Genomic DNA, 13,872 nt, shown 5'->3' with positions numbered 1-13,872 from the left:
GCGAGTAGCGTTGTTCGCATGGCTTACAGATTTCTGGGCAACAGCGGACTCAAGGTTTCCGAGATCACCTACGGCAACTGGCTCACCCACGGGTCGCAGGTGGAGAACGACGTCGCGACCGCGTGCGTGAAGGCGGCCCTCGATGCCGGCATCACGACGTTCGACACCGCGGACGTCTACGCCAACGGCGCGGCCGAGACCGTGCTGGGCAAGGCGGTGGCGGGCGAGCGTCGTGAAGGTCTCGAGATCTTCACCAAGGTGTATTTCCCGGTCGGCGAGAAGGGCCCGAACGACACGGGGCTCTCGCGCAAACACATCTTCGAGGGCATCGAGAACTCGCTGCGCCGCCTCGGCACCGACTACGTCGACCTCTACCAGGCGCACCGATACGACCACGAGACGCCGCTCGAGGAGACCATCGCCGCCTTCGGTGACGTCGTCCAGCAGGGCAAGGCGTTGTACATCGGCGTGTCCGAGTGGACCGCGGACCAGCTCCGCGAAGCGCAGACACTGGCCCGGCAGCGCGGTTTCTCCATCGTCTCCAATCAGCCTCAGTACTCCGCACTCTGGCGCGTCATCGAGTCCGACGTGGTCCCGGCGTCCAAGGAACTCGGTATCTCGCAGGTCGTCTGGTCACCGCTGGCTCAGGGCGTCCTCACGGGCAAGTACGTTCCCGGACAGCCGCTTCCCGAGGGCTCGCGCGCGACCGACGACAAGGGCGGCGCGGACATGATCTCGCGCTACATGAACGACGAGACGCTGACGCGCGTGCAGAAGCTGAAGCCGATCGCCGACGACCTGGGCATCACGATGTCGCAGCTCGCCATCGCCTGGGTGCTGGCCAACGACAACATCGCGGCCGCTCTCGTCGGCGCGTCTCGTCCCGAGCAGATCGCCGACAACGTCAAGGCGCAGGACGTCACCCTCGACGCCGACGTGCTCGCGATGATCGACGAGGCGCTGGGCGACATCGTCGAGAAGGATCCGTCGAAGACGGTGAGTCCCGAGAAGCGTCTGGTCTGAGGTCAAGATCAGGTAAAGGATCGGTCAGATACGTCTGAAGGCGTGCAGGATCCGGGATGCCGGGGTCGAATGAGACATGACTTCCGTACCCCGGATCCTTGCGGCCGACGGTGGCACCCTCACCACCATCGAGAATGCCATCAATTCCACCTTCGAACCCGTCACCGAGGCGGTCACCACCGTCGTCTTCTTCTCCGTCGACATCGGCGGCGCGTCGGTGCCTCTGGTCGTGCTCTGGCTCTTGGCCGCCGCGATCATCTTCACTGTCACCTTCAAGTTCCTGCAGGTACGCGGGGCCAAACACGCGGTGGAACTGGTCCGCGGGAAACACGACGACCCCACCGCACCCGGCGAGGTGAGCCACTTCCGCGCCCTGACCGCCGCCGTGTCCGGCACCGTCGGGCTCGGCAACATCGCCGGAGTGGCGGTCGCAGTCACCCTGGGTGGCCCCGGAGCCACGCTGTGGATGATTCTCGCCGGCTTCCTCGGTATGGCCACCAAGTTCGTCGAGTGCACGCTGGGTGTGAAGTACCGCGACGTCCACGAGGACGGCACCGTCTCCGGTGGTCCCATGAAGTACTTGACCAAGGGGCTCGCAGAGCGCGGGATGAGCCGGGTCGGGAAGATCATGGCCACCGTCTACGCGGTGATCATCATCTTCTTCGGCATCTCCGGCGGAAACATGTTCCAGGCGAACCAGACCTACGCTCAGGTGCGCAGTGTCACCGGTGGCGACGAGGGCTTCCTCGGCTCGGACGGCGCGAAGTTCGGATTCGGGCTCGTCGTCGCCGTGGTGATCGGTCTGGTCATCATCGGCGGGATGAAGTCGATCTCCGCCGTGACGGCCAAGCTCGTTCCTGCCATGGCCATCGTCTACGTGCTGGGATGCGCCGTGGTGATCGCCGTCAACATCGAGCAGGTCCCCGGTGCCATGAGCGCGATCGTGACGGGCGCCTTCTCCCCCACTGGCGTGGCGGGCGGCGTGCTCGGCGTCATGATCATCGGCATCCAGCGAGCGGCGTTCTCGAACGAGGCCGGCCTCGGGTCTGCCTCCATCGCCCACTCCGCGGTGAAGACGCGCCATCCTGTCACCGAGGGGTTCGTGGCGATGCTCGAACCGTTCATCGACACGGTCGTCATCTGCACGGCCACCGCCCTCACCATCGTCATCGCGAACACGCAGTCTTGGCAGGACCAGCGCGCCATCGTCGCAGAGACCGGCGCGCTCCCCGCCGGCGGAGTCACTCTCACCTCGGACGCGTTCGAGACGGTCCTCCCCTGGTTCCCGTACATCCTGACGGTGGCGGTCGCCCTCTTCGCGCTGTCCACCGCGATCACGTGGGCCTACTACGGGTCGCAGGCGTGGACGTCGCTCTTCGGACGGAGCGCCCTCGCCAAGCACAGCTTCAACGTCATCTTCTGTCTGTTCACCGTCGTCGGCACGGTCCTGTCGCTCGGATCCGTGCTCGACTTCGCGGACGCGGCGCTGTTCGCGCTGGCCTTCGTCAACATCATCGGCCTGTACCTGCTGCTCCCCGTCGTGAAGCGGGAGTTGCGCGACTACATGGCGCATCGCCGGGGTGAGACCGTGGAGGTCGAGGTGGACTCCAGGGGCTGACCGCGCCTACGCCTCCAACGCCCCCGCGATCCGCTGTTCGATCTGTGCGTACGCGGTGGTCGGCAGTGTCACCAGGCCCTCGAGCTCGGTCCGCGCCTTGCGGTACGCCGCCTGCCGCTCGGCGGGGGTCGAGGCGCCGTCCAAGGCCATGCGCAGCAGTGACTGCGCGCGGGTGAGTCGGTTCTGCTCCGCCTCACTGAAGTTTCCGCGGCGACGACGCTGGGCCTCGGACTCGGCGGCGGTGAACGCCACGGCGTAGTCGTGCACAGCCGAGCGGTAGAGCCGCTGCGCCTCGACATCGTCGACCAGCTCGTCCGCCGCCGACGGCCGGAGCGAGTCGGCTTCGAGCTTGGCGCGATGGAACGCCACCGTCATCGGGTCGCGCATGTTCGTCATCATCGGGAACTCGAGCAGATTGATGACGTCGGTCTCGTAGGCGAACCACCGCGCGTTCACGTCGTCGTGCTCGGCGAGCGCCTTCTCGACGGACCGACGTTGCGCGTCCGCATCCTGCGTCGAGGCCTTGGTGAGTTCGAGCGCCGCGACCTTGGCCTCCTGCTTGATGCGGTACCGCTCGAGTCGACGATCCGCACGTCGCTCGTTCGCGGCGCTGACCGCCTTGGCCGCACCCGCGATGGACCCGCCGAAGACGAACCACAGCCACCAGTACTGTCCGGCGAACTGCAACACAGCATCCATGCGCTTCCCTTCTCGTCCGGCCATCGTAGCGAGGATCGTGGAACGCAGAACGACCCCGCGCTCACGAGGAGTGCGGGGTCGTCCGTGGGTGCTGCAGGTCTTACTTGGCCTTCTCGAGGACCTCGACCAGTCGCCAGTGCTTCGTGGCGGACAGGGGGCGGGTCTCCATGAGCTGAACGCGGTCGCCGACGCCGGCGACTCCGTTCTCGTCATGGGCCTTGACCTTGGTGGTGCGTCGGATGATCTTGCCGTAGAGGGCGTGCTTCACACGGTCCTCGAGCTCGACGACGATCGTCTTCTGCATCTTGTCGGAGACGACGTAACCGATACGTGTCTTCCGGCTGTTGCGTGCTTCTTCAGTGGTCACTGTTTCCTCGCTCATGCTGCGTCACCTGCCGTGTCCTCGGAAGGACCTGCGGCGAGCCCGAGCTCACGCTCGCGCATCACGGTGTAGATGCGCGCGATCTCGTGGCGGACGACGCGCAGCCGACGGTTGTTGTCCAGCTGGCCGGTGGCCATCTGGAAGCGGAGGTTGAACAGCTCCTCCTTCGACTCACGAAGGCGGGTGATCAGTTCTTCGTCGCCGAGCTCGCGGAGCTCGGCAGCCGGGGTACCGGTAGCCATCAGAACTGAACCTCCCTCGTGATGATGCGTGCCTTGATCGGCAGCTTGTGAATCGCGCGCGTCAGTGCTTCACGAGCGATCTGCTCGTCCGGGTAGCTGAGCTCGAAGAGCACGCGGCCGGGCTTGACGTTGGCGACCCACCACTCCGGCGAACCCTTACCGGAACCCATGCGGGTCTCGGCAGGCTTCTTCGTGAGCGGACGGTCCGGGTAGATGTTGATCCAGACCTTGCCACCACGCTTGATGTGGCGGGTGACGGCGATACGGGCTGCCTCGATCTGACGGTTAGTGATGTAGGCGGGCTCGAGAGCCTGGATGCCGTACTCACCGAAGGTCACCTGAGTTCCGCCCTTGGCGGCACCCGAACGCTTGGGGTGGTGCTGCTTGCGGTGCTTGACCCGACGGGGGATCAACATGCGTCAGCCCTCCTTCTGCTCGGTCGTAGCGGGTGCATCAGCGGTTGCGGTCGCTGCGCGGCCGGCCTCGGTGCTGGTCGCCGTGGTGCCCGAGGCACCGCTGCGACGCGGACGAGACGGACGCTCACGACGGGGACGATCGCCTGCCGGAGCAGCGGCGGCGACAGCTTCACGCTTGCCACCGACGATGTCGCCCTTGTAGATCCAGACCTTCACGCCGATGCGACCGAAGGTGGTCTTCGCCTCGTAGAGGCCGTAGTCGATGTCCGCACGCAGCGTGTGCAGCGGAACGCGACCTTCGCGGTAGAACTCGGAACGGCTCATCTCCGCGCCGCCGAGGCGACCGGAGCACTGAACGCGGATGCCCTTGACGTTCGGCTGACGCATGGCCGACTGAATGGCCTTGCGCATCGCACGACGGAAAGCGACACGGTTCGAGAGCTGCTCGGCCACACCCTGTGCGACGAGCTGTGCCTCGGACTCGGCGTTCTTGACCTCGAGGATGTTCAGCTGGACCTGCTTGCCGGTCAGCTTCTCGAGCTCGGAACGGATGCGATCCGCCTCGGCGCCGCGGCGACCGATGACGATGCCCGGACGTGCGGTGTGGATGTCGACGCGAACCCGATCACGGGTGCGCTCGATCTCCACCTTGGCGATGCCGGCGCGCTCCATGCCCGTGGCGAGGAGCTTGCGGATCTGCACGTCTTCCTTGACGTACTCCGCGTACTGCTTGTCTGCGTACCAGCGGGACTTCCAGTCGGTCGTGATGCCGAGGCGGAAGCCGTGCGGGTTGATCTTCTGGCCCACTACTGAGCTCCCTTCCGGCGACCACGTGTCGAGCCGCCGGTCTTGGGCAGGCTCTCCACGATGACCGTGATGTGAGATGTGCGCTTACGAATGCGGAACGCACGACCCTGGGCACGAGGCTGGAAACGCTTGAGGGTCGCGCCCTCGTCGACGAATGCAGCCGAGACGATCAACGTGCTCGGATCGAGATCCAGGTTGTTCTCCGCGTTGGCCGCTGCCGAGGCAACGACCTTGGCGACGGGCTCGCTGGCGGCCTGCGGTGCGAACTTGAGGATGTTCAGGGCATCCTCGACGCTCTTTCCGCGGACCAGGTCCACGACGCGACGGGCCTTCATCGGCGTCACGCGAACGTGCTTGGCCGTGGCCCGGGCGATCGGGTTGTCGGTGGGGGTGAAGTTGGTCATCGCCGCTTCGCCTTCCGGTCGTCCTTGATGTGACCCTTGAAGGTCCTCGTCGGCGCGAATTCACCGAGCTTGTGTCCGACCATGGCATCCGAGACGAACACCGGGACATGCTTGCGACCGTCGTGGACGGCGAAGGTGTGACCGATGAAGTCGGGGGTGATGGTCGAGCGGCGTGACCAGGTCTTGATGACCTGCTTCGTGCCCTTGTCGTTCTGAACGTCCACCTTTTTCAGGAGGTGGTCGTCGACGAACGGGCCTTTCTTCAGACTGCGTGGCATCTGCTACTCCCTCCTGATTATCGCTTGTTCTTGCCGGTGCGGCGGCGGCGGACGATGAGCTGATCGCTCGGCTTGTTCTTGCGGGTACGGCCTTCCGGCTGTCCCCACGGGCTGACCGGGTGGCGACCACCGGAGGTCTTGCCCTCGCCACCACCGTGCGGGTGGTCGACCGGGTTCATGACGACACCACGGACGGTCGGGCGCTTGCCCTTCCAGCGCATACGGCCGGCCTTGCCCCAGTTGATGTTGGACTGCTCGGCGTTGCCCACCTCGCCGACGGTGGCGCGGCAGCGCACGTCGACTCGACGGATCTCACCGGACGGCATACGCAGCGTGGCGTAGGCGCCTTCCTTACCGAGGAGCTGAGCACCGGCACCGGCGGAGCGGACCATCTTGGCGCCGCCACCCGGACGAAGCTCCACCGCGTGAATGGTGGTACCCGTCGGGATGTTGCGGAGCGGCAGGTTGTTGCCGGGCTTGATGTCGGCCGTGGCACCCGACTCGATGGGCGAACCCTGCGAGATGCCCTTCGGCGCGATGATGTAGCGCTTCTCACCGTCTGCGAAGTGCAGCAGCGCGATGTTGGCGGTGCGGTTGGGGTCGTACTCGATGTGAGCGACCTTGGCCGGCACGCCGTCCTTGTCGTTGCGGCGGAAGTCGATGAGCCGGTAGGCGCGCTTGTGACCGCCACCCTTGTGACGGGTGGTGATGCGGCCGTGTGCGTTGCGGCCACCGCGGCCGTGCAGCGGGCGGATGAGCGACTTCTCCGGTGTCGAGCGCGTGATCTCCGCGAAATCGGAGACACTCGCGCCACGACGACCGGGAGTGGTCGGCTTGTACTTACGAATTGCCATGTTTGTCTCGTCCCTTGATCCTCGAGGACCCTCTGAGCTCCGGCCGCTTACGCGACCGGGCCTCCGAAGATCTCGATGGGCTTGCTGTCGGCCGAGAGGGTCACGAGCGCGCGCTTGGTGCTCTTACGCGTGCCGTAGCCGAAACGGGTCCGCTTGCGCTTGCCCTGCCGGTTGGCGGTGTTCACGCTGGTCACAGTCACGCCGAAGACCTTCTCGACAGCGATCTTGATCTGCGTCTTGTTCGAGTCGGGGTGCACGATGAACGTGTAGGTCCCCTGCTCGATGAGCCCGTACGACTTCTCCGAGATGACCGGGGCCAGCAGGATGTCGCGGGGATCGGCAATGGTGCTCACTTGTCCTCCTCCGTTGAATCCGCTCCCGCGAGGGGAGAATCCGTTGCTGCCTTGGCCGGTCCTGCGATGAACGTGTTCAGTGCCTCGACACTGAAGATCACGTCGTCTGCCTCGAGGACGTCGTAGGTGTTGAGCTGATCGGGCGCGATGGGGTGAACGCCGTCGAGGTTCTGGACGGACTTCCATGCGGCCAGGTCTGCGCGGCCGATGACCAGCAGGACCTTCTTGCGATCGGTGAGCTCCGCGAGGAACGTGCGAGCACCCTTGGTGGAGGGCACCTGTCCCGCGACGAGCTCGGTGATCACGTGGATGCGCTCACTGCGCGCCCGGTCGGAGAGAGCCCCGCGGAGAGCTGCGGCGATCATCTTCTTGGGGGTGCGCTGGCTGTAGTCGCGCGGCTGCGGGCCGTGGACGGTGCCACCGCCGACGAACTGCGGTGCGCGGGTCGAGCCCTGACGTGCGCGGCCGGTGCCCTTCTGGCGGTACGGCTTCTTGCCGCCACCGCGGACCTCGCCACGCGTCTTCGTCGAGTGCGTTCCCTGACGTGCCGCAGCGAGTTGCGCGACGACGACCTGGTGCATCAGCGCGATGTTCGCGGTGCGATCGAAGATCTCGGCGGGGAGATCGACGGTGCCGTTGGTCTTGCCACCGAGCTCCTTGACGTCGAGCGTCAGGTTGGCTTCGGTCTTCTTCTCGAGACTGGTCATGCTCGCGCACCACCCTTCACTGCGCTCTTGACGATCACGACGCCGCCCTTGCGGCCCGGGATCGCACCCTTGATCAGCAGCAGACCGTTCTCGGCATCGACCTTGTGCACCGAGAGGTTCTGCGTGGTGATGCGGTCGCTACCCATGCGGCCCGACATGCGCATGCCCTTGAAGACACGGCCGGGGGTCGCGCAGCCACCGATGGAACCGGGGCGGCGGTGGACAGCCTGCGCACCGTGGCTCGCGCCCTGGCCCTTGAAGCCGTGGCGCTTCATCGTTCCCGCGAAGCCCTTGCCCTTGCTGACTCCGGTGACGTCGACGTAGGCGCCGTCCTCGAACTCGGCAGCGGTGAGCTCCTGGCCGATCTCGTAGCCCGCGGCGTCGGCGACGCGCAGCTCCGCGAGATGGCGGCGAGGCGTGACGCCTGCCTTGGTGAACTGGCCGGTGACCGGCTTGTTCACCTTGCGGGGATCGATGGCACCGAAGGCGACCTGGACGGCGCTGTAGCCGTCGCGCTCCTCGGTACGGATCGCGGTCACGACGTTCGGGTCGGCCTTGATGACGGTGACCGGAACGACGCGGTTGTTCTCGTCGAAGACCTGGGTCATGCCGAGCTTGGTGCCCAGAATGCCCTTGGCCGGACGCTTGATGTTGTCAGTCATGGTTGTCTCCGCGCTCACTGAATGTTGACGTCGACGCTTGCCGGCAGGTCGATGCGCATGAGCGCGTCGACCGTCTTCGGCGTCGGGTCGAGAATGTCGATGAGTCGCTTGTGCGTGCGCATCTCGAAGTGCTCGCGAGAGTCCTTGTACTTGTGCGGCGAACGGATGACGCAGTACACGTTCTTCTCGGTGGGCAACGGCACAGGTCCGACCACGCGTGCCCCGGTGCGGGTCACGGTCTCGACGATCTTGCGCGCGGACGCGTCGATCGCCTCGTGGTCGTAGGCCTTGAGCCTGATGCGGATCTTTTGTCCCGCCACGCTTATGTCCTCTTCCTTGCCCTGGTTAACCGTTGGTCAGGTCTCTCGTCTCCGGATGTCGATCCGGAGAACCCGGCAGTGTGCTGACCCGACGCCGGCATGAAGCCGAGCGCGAGGCGCATCCATGAGGACGAACGTGGCGGACTCTCGCATCCACGCACACGCGTGGCCAGGAGGAATCCGTTGCCGCTGTTCATCTGTCATGGTTCTCCGGTCCACGCGGTCGGGCGTGTCGCATTCCCGCACATGATTCTCCCCTCGGCCAGAACTCGACCGGCGGGAGAACGCGGACCGGATGCGCCCATCGTGCCGGCGCAATCACTGCATGTCGTTCTCGTCGCATACCTCGACCGTGAGATCATGCCGCAAGACGCACGACAGCAACCACCTCGGTCAAGGCAACCCGAACAGTATGACCCACGCGGGGGGTGGAGTTCAAATCGAGGCGGCACCGCGGCCGGAGCGCACGGTCGATCGCTGCGATCCGTGCAGGATGTACCCATCCGCACGTGATGCAACCAGCGCGGACGACCGGTCAGCGCGCGGATTTACCGCGCCCGACCAACTTACCGCCGAGTAAGGTGCAGCCATGGCAACGGTCACCAGCACCTACGCGCTCTGGCAGCGACTCCCCGGCGGGATCACCCGCTCCCTGGCGTTCTCCGCGGGAATGTGTGTCCGCGTGCCCTTCTTCGCCACGGTCCTCCCCCGCGTACGGGAGCTCGCCCCCGGGCGGTGCGTGGTCTCCGGGCCCACGTGGTTCGGAGTGCACAACCACCTGGGCACCTTCCACGCCATCGCGGCCTGCAATCTGGCCGAGGTGGCGATGGGGATGCTCGCCGAGGCGACGATCCCCACCACCCACCGGTGGATCCCCAAGGGCATGAACGTCCAGTACCTGGCCCCCGGGCGGACGTCGTTGACTGCCACTGCTCAGCTCGCGGAAGTCCCCGAGTGGAGCGAGGTGATCTCCGGGCGCGAACTCGTCGTTCCGGTCAGCCTGCGGGACACCTCCGGCGCAGAGGTCGTGCACGCCGACATCACCATCTGGGTGAGCAGGAAGGTCTAGGCGGAGTCAGAGACCGAGCGAACTGGCGACCATGGGCCACGACCGGTGCAGGTCCTCCTCCCAATAGGCCCACGAATGCGTTCCACCGCTTCGGAAGTCGACTGTGGCGGCAATGCCGAGCTCCGCCAACCGTCCGGCGAAGACCCGAGTGCAGTGATCGGTGATCGATTCGATACCGCCGCCGACGATCACGCGATTGAGCAGCGCCGGTACGTCTCCGGCGATGCGTGCGCTCGCCAGCGAGTCGTCGAAGCCGGGCAGACCACTGCCGGTCGAGAGATACAGCGGGGTTCCCCGCAGCTTCTCCGCGTTCAGCAAGGCGTCGTTCGCAATCCACTCCGGGCCGCCGTCGGGTCCCCACATGTTCTCGGTGTCGCCTCCGCCGCGGGCCTCGACCACCAGTTTCACGAATTCGCGGCCAACCTCGTCCGAGGTTCCCGCACATCCACTGAACGAGGCGACCGACGAGTAGAAGCCGGGTCGATCCGCCGCCAGCATCAACACCGCGCCGGCCGCCATCGAGATCCCGCCCACCGCCTGCGTCCTCGTAGTGCCCAACAATGCGTCCATGAGAGGCGGAAGTTCGGACGTCAGAAACGTCTCCCACTTGTTACGTCCCAGTTCCGGATCATCCGCGAGCCAGTCGGTGTAGTAGCTGAACGCCCCCGCTCTCGGAATCACGACGTTGACGTTCTTGTCGGCGAAGAACTGCACGACATCGGTCTGGTCGGGCCAGTTGCTCGACGGATCCTCACCGCCGCTCGCGCCGTTCAGGAGGTAGTAGGTCGGGCGCGGCACACTTGTGTCCGCGGGCCGGATCACCTGCAGGTCGACCGTTCGATCCATCGACACGGAGTAGACCGTGACGTCGTACCTGGCACCACCTACCGCGGTGACGGACTCGACGCGGCTGCCGTCCGCGCCGACGACTCCGGGCACGGGGGCGCCAGGAGAGAGTGGCTGAGCCGTTGCCGTCGGACTCGCCACCGTTGCGGACGACGCGACCGCCACGACGGCGAGGATGGACAACGCGGTTCGCGCTGCCACAGAGCGAAAATATGGATGGGTCACCACGGGTGATCTGATCCCCTTCAGGGCGGATGCTGACGCTGACGATTCGGAACGCTCGGCGGTGAGGCCGGTCACCGCCGACCCTAGCCGCGCCGAGACCATTCTCTGCAACGCCGAGACCACATCGTCATCCGCGCGAACGCGCGCACGGTGACATCGTCGGTGACGGGCAGGTCGCCCACCTCGTGCACGACTGCCGTTCTGCAATACTCGCCCTATGCCTATTCCCGAAGCGGCCGTACATGTCGATGGAGTAACCAAATCCTTCGGCGATGTCCACGCCTTGCGTGGAGTCAGCTTCTCGGTGCCGGTCGGGACGGTACTCGGAGTTCTGGGGCCCAACGGCGCCGGAAAGACGACCACGGTGAACGTTCTCACCACTTTGCTCCGTCCTGACGGTGGCCACGCCACGGTTGCAGGATTCGACGTGCACGAACAGCCTCAGGAGGTGCGCAAGCGCATCATGCTGACCGGGCAGTACGCAGCCCTCGATCAGGGTTTGTCCGGCGCGGAGAATCTCGAACTCTTCGGCCGTCTCATGGGCTTGTCGAAGAGCAATGCACGCGCTCGCGGTCTGGAATTGCTCGAACAGTTCGATCTCGTCGAGGCAGCGAATCGTAAGGTATCCGGCTATTCGGGTGGAATGCGCCGTCGCATCGACATCGCCTGCGGCTTGGTCACCCGGCCCGACGTCGTGTTTCTCGACGAGCCGACGACCGGCCTGGACCCGCGAAGTCGTCAGAGTGTGTGGTCCCTGGTCGACGGCCTGAAATCTCAGGGAATCACCATCCTGCTGACCACTCAGTACCTCGAAGAAGCCGACCTGCTGAGCGACAACATCGTCGTCATCGACAAGGGAACTGTCATTGCCGAGGGGACCGCGGATCAGCTCAAGGCTCGCACCGGCTCGAGCTTTCTCGAGGTCGCGCCGCGACATCCGTCGGACCTCGACCGGCTGAAGCTCATTCTCGTCGATGTCGCTGGGGCGGCGGGACTCGTCGACGAATCCGAGGAGAACCGCCTTTCCATTCCAGCTCCTCACGGTCCGCGCACTCTCGCCGAAGTCGTGCGCCGACTCGACCTCGCGGACATCGAACTGACCGACATCGCGTTGCGGCGACCGTCTCTCGACGACGTGTTCCTGTCGCTGACCGGTCACAGCGACAGTGACAGGAAGTCGTCGTGAGCGTCGATGCAACGACCCCCGAAGCACGGGCACGGCACCGAGCACCCCAGCTGTCGTCGTTCCAGCAATGGAAGGCGCTGACGGGACGCGTCATCGCCAGTCAACTTCGCACGCACGAACTGACCGTTGCTCTCATCGCTCCGGCGATCTTCGCCATCGGCTTCTATCTCCCGCTTCGATTCGTCATGCGGGTGCAGGGAATCGATTACGCGCAGTTCGTGATGCCGATCATCGTTCTTCAAGCGATGGCGTTCACTGCCATATCTGCTGCTGGTCGTGGAGCCGCGGAGGAGCTGAACGGCATCAATCCGCGATTCAAGACGATGCCGATCGGGCCGGCGGTTCCGTTGCTCGCGCGTATCGCGGGTGCGACGTTCCGATCGGCACTGTCGTTACTGGCGGCACTCATCTACGGCTACCTCATCGGTTTCCGCTTCACGGGCGGCGTGATCTCCGCACTCTTGTTCGTCGGTATCGCCATGCTGGTCGGCACCGCTTTCGCGCTCGGCGGAGACGCCATCGGCGTTCTCTCTCGTAGTCCCGAGGCGACCAGCCAGGCCTTGACGCTTCCACAGCTCATCCTGGGGATGTTGTCCACCGGATTCGTTCCCGAAGAAGGGTTCCCCGAATGGATTCGTCCGTTCGCGAGGAACCAGCCGATCTCGCAGTTCGCCGTGGCGATGCGAGATCTCGCCGAGGGCACCGTGGCGTCACCCGCCCTCGTCCCGGCGCTTCTGTGGTGTCTGGTGTTCGTGATCGTGTTCGCACCGTTGTCCATCTGGGCGAACGTCAGGAGAGGGTGACATGACACGTCCCGTTGATCCAGTCGCCGGCACGATGCCGGGTGCCGCGGTCGGTCCTCGGCCCGACGCAACGATGTCCGTCGTCTCCGATCGTCCGAATGCGATGTTTCCCGCCCCGGACCGGCCTGCTTCCGAGCGTGGCATGTCGGTGTATGTACGCCACAGCCTGCTCCAGGCCAAACGGCTGCTGATGAAGTGGTTCCGGGATCCCCTGACGATGATTCAGACGATCTTCTACCCGTCTCTGACGTTGCTCATGTTCTCGGTCGTTCTCGGTCGGTCCATCACAGGAGCCACGGGAGAGAACGCGGTATACGGACAGGTACCGCTCATAGCGCTGGTCGGTGCCGTGTTCGGTGCCCTCGCCAGCGGCGTCGCGCTCAAGCGGGAAGCGCAGACGGGCCTGCTGACCAGGTTCTGGGTGATGCCGACCCATCGGGCGTCGGGCCTGACGGGACGTCTTCTCGCCGAAGCCGTTCGTATGGTTCTGACCACTGTGTTCATCGTGGCGGTGGGCTACGCCATCGGCTTCCGCTTCCAGGAGGGAGCGCTCGCTGCGATCGCGTTCTTCGGAGTGCCTCTGCTGCTGGGAACCGGATTCGCGACGTTCGTCACGGCGCTGGCCGTGATGGCACCGAAGCTGCCGCTCGTCGAGTTGCTCTCGCTCGTCTGCACGCTCCTGATGTTCTTCAACTCGGGTTTCGTCCCTACTCGTGCATACCCGCCCTGGCTCCAGGGCTTCGTGGCGAATCAGCCGATGAGTACCGCGATCGATGCGATGCGGGGACTGACTGTCGGTGGACCGGTCCAGGGACCTCTGATCCAGACGGCTGTCTGGGCGGTCGCCCTCACCGCCGTCTTCGCGTTCCCTGCCGTACGCGGCTACAGGAAGGCGGCCATCGGCCGGGATTGATTCCACACCGGATCACGTCACTCGCCCGACCGACCATCGTCTCCGCTCGTGGCACCGAATGCACA

General features: G+C 65.3%; 19 protein-coding genes. 6 read left to right on the top strand and 13 right to left on the bottom strand.

Features of this window, described 5'->3' with window-relative positions:
* Positions 1–18 precede the first annotated feature (18 nt).
* Positions 19–1,023 carry an aldo/keto reductase family protein gene (locus HQ325_RS14300; protein ID WP_222630463.1) on the top strand — a complete coding sequence of 335 codons (1,005 nt, stop codon included), beginning with the start codon at positions 19–21 and terminating at the stop codon, positions 1,021–1,023.
* A 76-nt stretch (positions 1,024–1,099) separates the two neighbouring features.
* Positions 1,100–2,641, top strand: a complete 1,542-nt coding sequence (locus HQ325_RS14295; RefSeq protein ID WP_222630461.1) for a sodium:alanine symporter family protein — start codon at positions 1,100–1,102, stop codon at positions 2,639–2,641.
* Positions 2,642–2,647: 6 nt separating this feature from the next.
* Here the strand turns inward: HQ325_RS14295 and HQ325_RS14290 are convergent, their stop codons facing one another.
* The 12 genes from HQ325_RS14290 to rpsJ form a co-directional block, all read right to left on the bottom strand.
* Positions 2,648–3,340 (bottom strand): hypothetical protein, encoded by a 693-nt coding sequence (locus HQ325_RS14290; RefSeq protein WP_222630460.1) that lies wholly within the window; start codon positions 3,338–3,340, stop codon positions 2,648–2,650.
* A gap of 100 nt (positions 3,341–3,440) precedes the next feature.
* Positions 3,441–3,722: a 30S ribosomal protein S17 gene (gene rpsQ, locus HQ325_RS14285; protein ID WP_042575434.1), complete on the bottom strand. Its 282-nt coding sequence runs from the start codon at positions 3,720–3,722 to the stop codon at positions 3,441–3,443.
* Complete coding sequence (rpmC, locus tag HQ325_RS14280; protein WP_027504654.1) at positions 3,719–3,964, bottom strand: 50S ribosomal protein L29; 246 nt, start codon at positions 3,962–3,964, stop codon at positions 3,719–3,721. The genes rpsQ and rpmC overlap by 4 nt, the downstream gene beginning before the upstream one ends.
* Positions 3,964–4,380, bottom strand: coding sequence for a 50S ribosomal protein L16 (gene rplP / locus HQ325_RS14275; RefSeq protein ID WP_027504653.1), 417 nt, complete (start codon positions 4,378–4,380; stop codon positions 3,964–3,966). Before rplP ends, rpmC begins: the two co-directional genes overlap by 1 nt.
* Before the next feature lie 3 nt (positions 4,381–4,383).
* The gene (gene rpsC / locus HQ325_RS14270; RefSeq protein ID WP_027504652.1) at positions 4,384–5,187 is read right to left on the bottom strand and encodes a 30S ribosomal protein S3; all 804 of its coding nucleotides are present in this window, start codon (positions 5,185–5,187) and stop codon (positions 4,384–4,386) included.
* Positions 5,187–5,591: a 50S ribosomal protein L22 gene (rplV, locus tag HQ325_RS14265; RefSeq protein ID WP_027504651.1), complete on the bottom strand. Its 405-nt coding sequence runs from the start codon at positions 5,589–5,591 to the stop codon at positions 5,187–5,189. The genes rpsC and rplV overlap by 1 nt, the downstream gene beginning before the upstream one ends.
* Positions 5,588–5,869, bottom strand: a complete 282-nt coding sequence (rpsS, locus tag HQ325_RS14260) for a 30S ribosomal protein S19 (protein ID WP_027504650.1) — start codon at positions 5,867–5,869, stop codon at positions 5,588–5,590. Before rpsS ends, rplV begins: the two co-directional genes overlap by 4 nt.
* Positions 5,870–5,886: 17 nt before the next feature.
* Positions 5,887–6,723, bottom strand: coding sequence for a 50S ribosomal protein L2 (rplB, locus tag HQ325_RS14255; protein ID WP_027504649.1), 837 nt, complete (start codon positions 6,721–6,723; stop codon positions 5,887–5,889).
* Positions 6,724–6,770: 47 nt separating this feature from the next.
* The gene (gene rplW / locus HQ325_RS14250; RefSeq protein WP_027504648.1) at positions 6,771–7,076 is read right to left on the bottom strand and encodes a 50S ribosomal protein L23; all 306 of its coding nucleotides are present in this window, start codon (positions 7,074–7,076) and stop codon (positions 6,771–6,773) included.
* Complete coding sequence (rplD, locus tag HQ325_RS14245) at positions 7,073–7,783, bottom strand: 50S ribosomal protein L4 (RefSeq protein ID WP_222630459.1); 711 nt, start codon at positions 7,781–7,783, stop codon at positions 7,073–7,075. The genes rplW and rplD overlap by 4 nt, the downstream gene beginning before the upstream one ends.
* On the bottom strand, positions 7,780–8,445 hold the full coding sequence (rplC, locus tag HQ325_RS14240; RefSeq protein WP_222630458.1) for a 50S ribosomal protein L3: 666 nt from the start codon (positions 8,443–8,445) through the stop codon (positions 7,780–7,782). The genes rplD and rplC overlap by 4 nt, the downstream gene beginning before the upstream one ends.
* Before the next feature lie 14 nt (positions 8,446–8,459).
* On the bottom strand, positions 8,460–8,765 hold the full coding sequence (rpsJ, locus tag HQ325_RS14235; RefSeq protein ID WP_003938093.1) for a 30S ribosomal protein S10: 306 nt from the start codon (positions 8,763–8,765) through the stop codon (positions 8,460–8,462).
* Positions 8,766–9,354: 589 nt separating this feature from the next.
* Between rpsJ and HQ325_RS14230 the strand changes: the two genes are divergently transcribed.
* Positions 9,355–9,834, top strand: coding sequence for a hotdog fold domain-containing protein (locus HQ325_RS14230; RefSeq protein ID WP_222630457.1), 480 nt, complete (start codon positions 9,355–9,357; stop codon positions 9,832–9,834).
* A 6-nt stretch (positions 9,835–9,840) separates the two neighbouring features.
* Here the strand turns inward: HQ325_RS14230 and HQ325_RS14225 are convergent, their stop codons facing one another.
* Entirely contained in the window at positions 9,841–10,881 is a 1,041-nt protein-coding gene (locus tag HQ325_RS14225; protein ID WP_308014434.1) for an alpha/beta hydrolase family protein, read from the bottom strand.
* Between the two features lie 241 nt (positions 10,882–11,122).
* Here HQ325_RS14225 and HQ325_RS14220 point away from each other — a divergent pair, with 241 nt between their 5' ends.
* The 3 genes from HQ325_RS14220 (at position 11,123) to HQ325_RS14210 (ending at position 13,807) form a co-directional block, all read left to right on the top strand.
* Positions 11,123–12,091, top strand: a complete 969-nt coding sequence (locus HQ325_RS14220; protein ID WP_222630456.1) for an ATP-binding cassette domain-containing protein — start codon at positions 11,123–11,125, stop codon at positions 12,089–12,091.
* Complete coding sequence (locus HQ325_RS14215) at positions 12,088–12,894, top strand: ABC transporter permease (protein WP_222630455.1); 807 nt, start codon at positions 12,088–12,090, stop codon at positions 12,892–12,894. The genes HQ325_RS14220 and HQ325_RS14215 overlap by 4 nt, the downstream gene beginning before the upstream one ends.
* A 73-nt stretch (positions 12,895–12,967) precedes the next feature.
* Entirely contained in the window at positions 12,968–13,807 is an 840-nt protein-coding gene (locus HQ325_RS14210) for an ABC transporter permease (protein WP_222631071.1), read from the top strand.
* The last annotated feature ends 65 nt before the right edge of the window (positions 13,808–13,872 follow it).

This window comes from Rhodococcus sp. BP-349 (assembly GCF_019835845.1).
In the GTDB taxonomy this organism is placed as follows: Bacteria; Actinomycetota; Actinomycetes; order Mycobacteriales; family Mycobacteriaceae; genus Rhodococcoides.
The sequence above is the reverse complement of the archived record's forward strand: the minus strand, read 5'-3'. Positions and strand labels throughout refer to the sequence as shown.

Excerpts from the sequence above, each read along its gene's own strand:
- HQ325_RS14300 (WP_222630463.1), top strand. The coding sequence starts at position 19 with ATGGCTTACAGATTTCTGGGCAACAGCGGACTCAAGGTTTCCGAGATC.
- HQ325_RS14295 (WP_222630461.1), top strand. The coding sequence starts at position 1,100 with ATGACTTCCGTACCCCGGATCCTTGCGGCCGACGGTGGCACCCTCACC.
- HQ325_RS14290 (WP_222630460.1), bottom strand. The coding sequence starts at position 3,340 with ATGGATGCTGTGTTGCAGTTCGCCGGACAGTACTGGTGGCTGTGGTTC.
- rpsQ (WP_042575434.1), bottom strand. The coding sequence starts at position 3,722 with ATGAGCGAGGAAACAGTGACCACTGAAGAAGCACGCAACAGCCGGAAG.
- rpmC (WP_027504654.1), bottom strand. The coding sequence starts at position 3,964 with ATGGCTACCGGTACCCCGGCTGCCGAGCTCCGCGAGCTCGGCGACGAA.
- rplP (WP_027504653.1), bottom strand. The coding sequence starts at position 4,380 with ATGTTGATCCCCCGTCGGGTCAAGCACCGCAAGCAGCACCACCCCAAG.
- rplV (WP_027504651.1), bottom strand. The coding sequence starts at position 5,591 with ATGACCAACTTCACCCCCACCGACAACCCGATCGCCCGGGCCACGGCC.
- rpsS (WP_027504650.1), bottom strand. The coding sequence starts at position 5,869 with ATGCCACGCAGTCTGAAGAAAGGCCCGTTCGTCGACGACCACCTCCTG.
- rplB (WP_027504649.1), bottom strand. The coding sequence starts at position 6,723 with ATGGCAATTCGTAAGTACAAGCCGACCACTCCCGGTCGTCGTGGCGCG.
- rplD (WP_222630459.1), bottom strand. The coding sequence starts at position 7,783 with ATGACCAGTCTCGAGAAGAAGACCGAAGCCAACCTGACGCTCGACGTC.
- rplC (WP_222630458.1), bottom strand. The coding sequence starts at position 8,445 with ATGACTGACAACATCAAGCGTCCGGCCAAGGGCATTCTGGGCACCAAG.
- HQ325_RS14230 (WP_222630457.1), top strand. The coding sequence starts at position 9,355 with ATGGCAACGGTCACCAGCACCTACGCGCTCTGGCAGCGACTCCCCGGC.
- HQ325_RS14220 (WP_222630456.1), top strand. The coding sequence starts at position 11,123 with ATGCCTATTCCCGAAGCGGCCGTACATGTCGATGGAGTAACCAAATCC.
- HQ325_RS14210 (WP_222631071.1), top strand. The coding sequence starts at position 12,968 with ATGTCCGTCGTCTCCGATCGTCCGAATGCGATGTTTCCCGCCCCGGAC.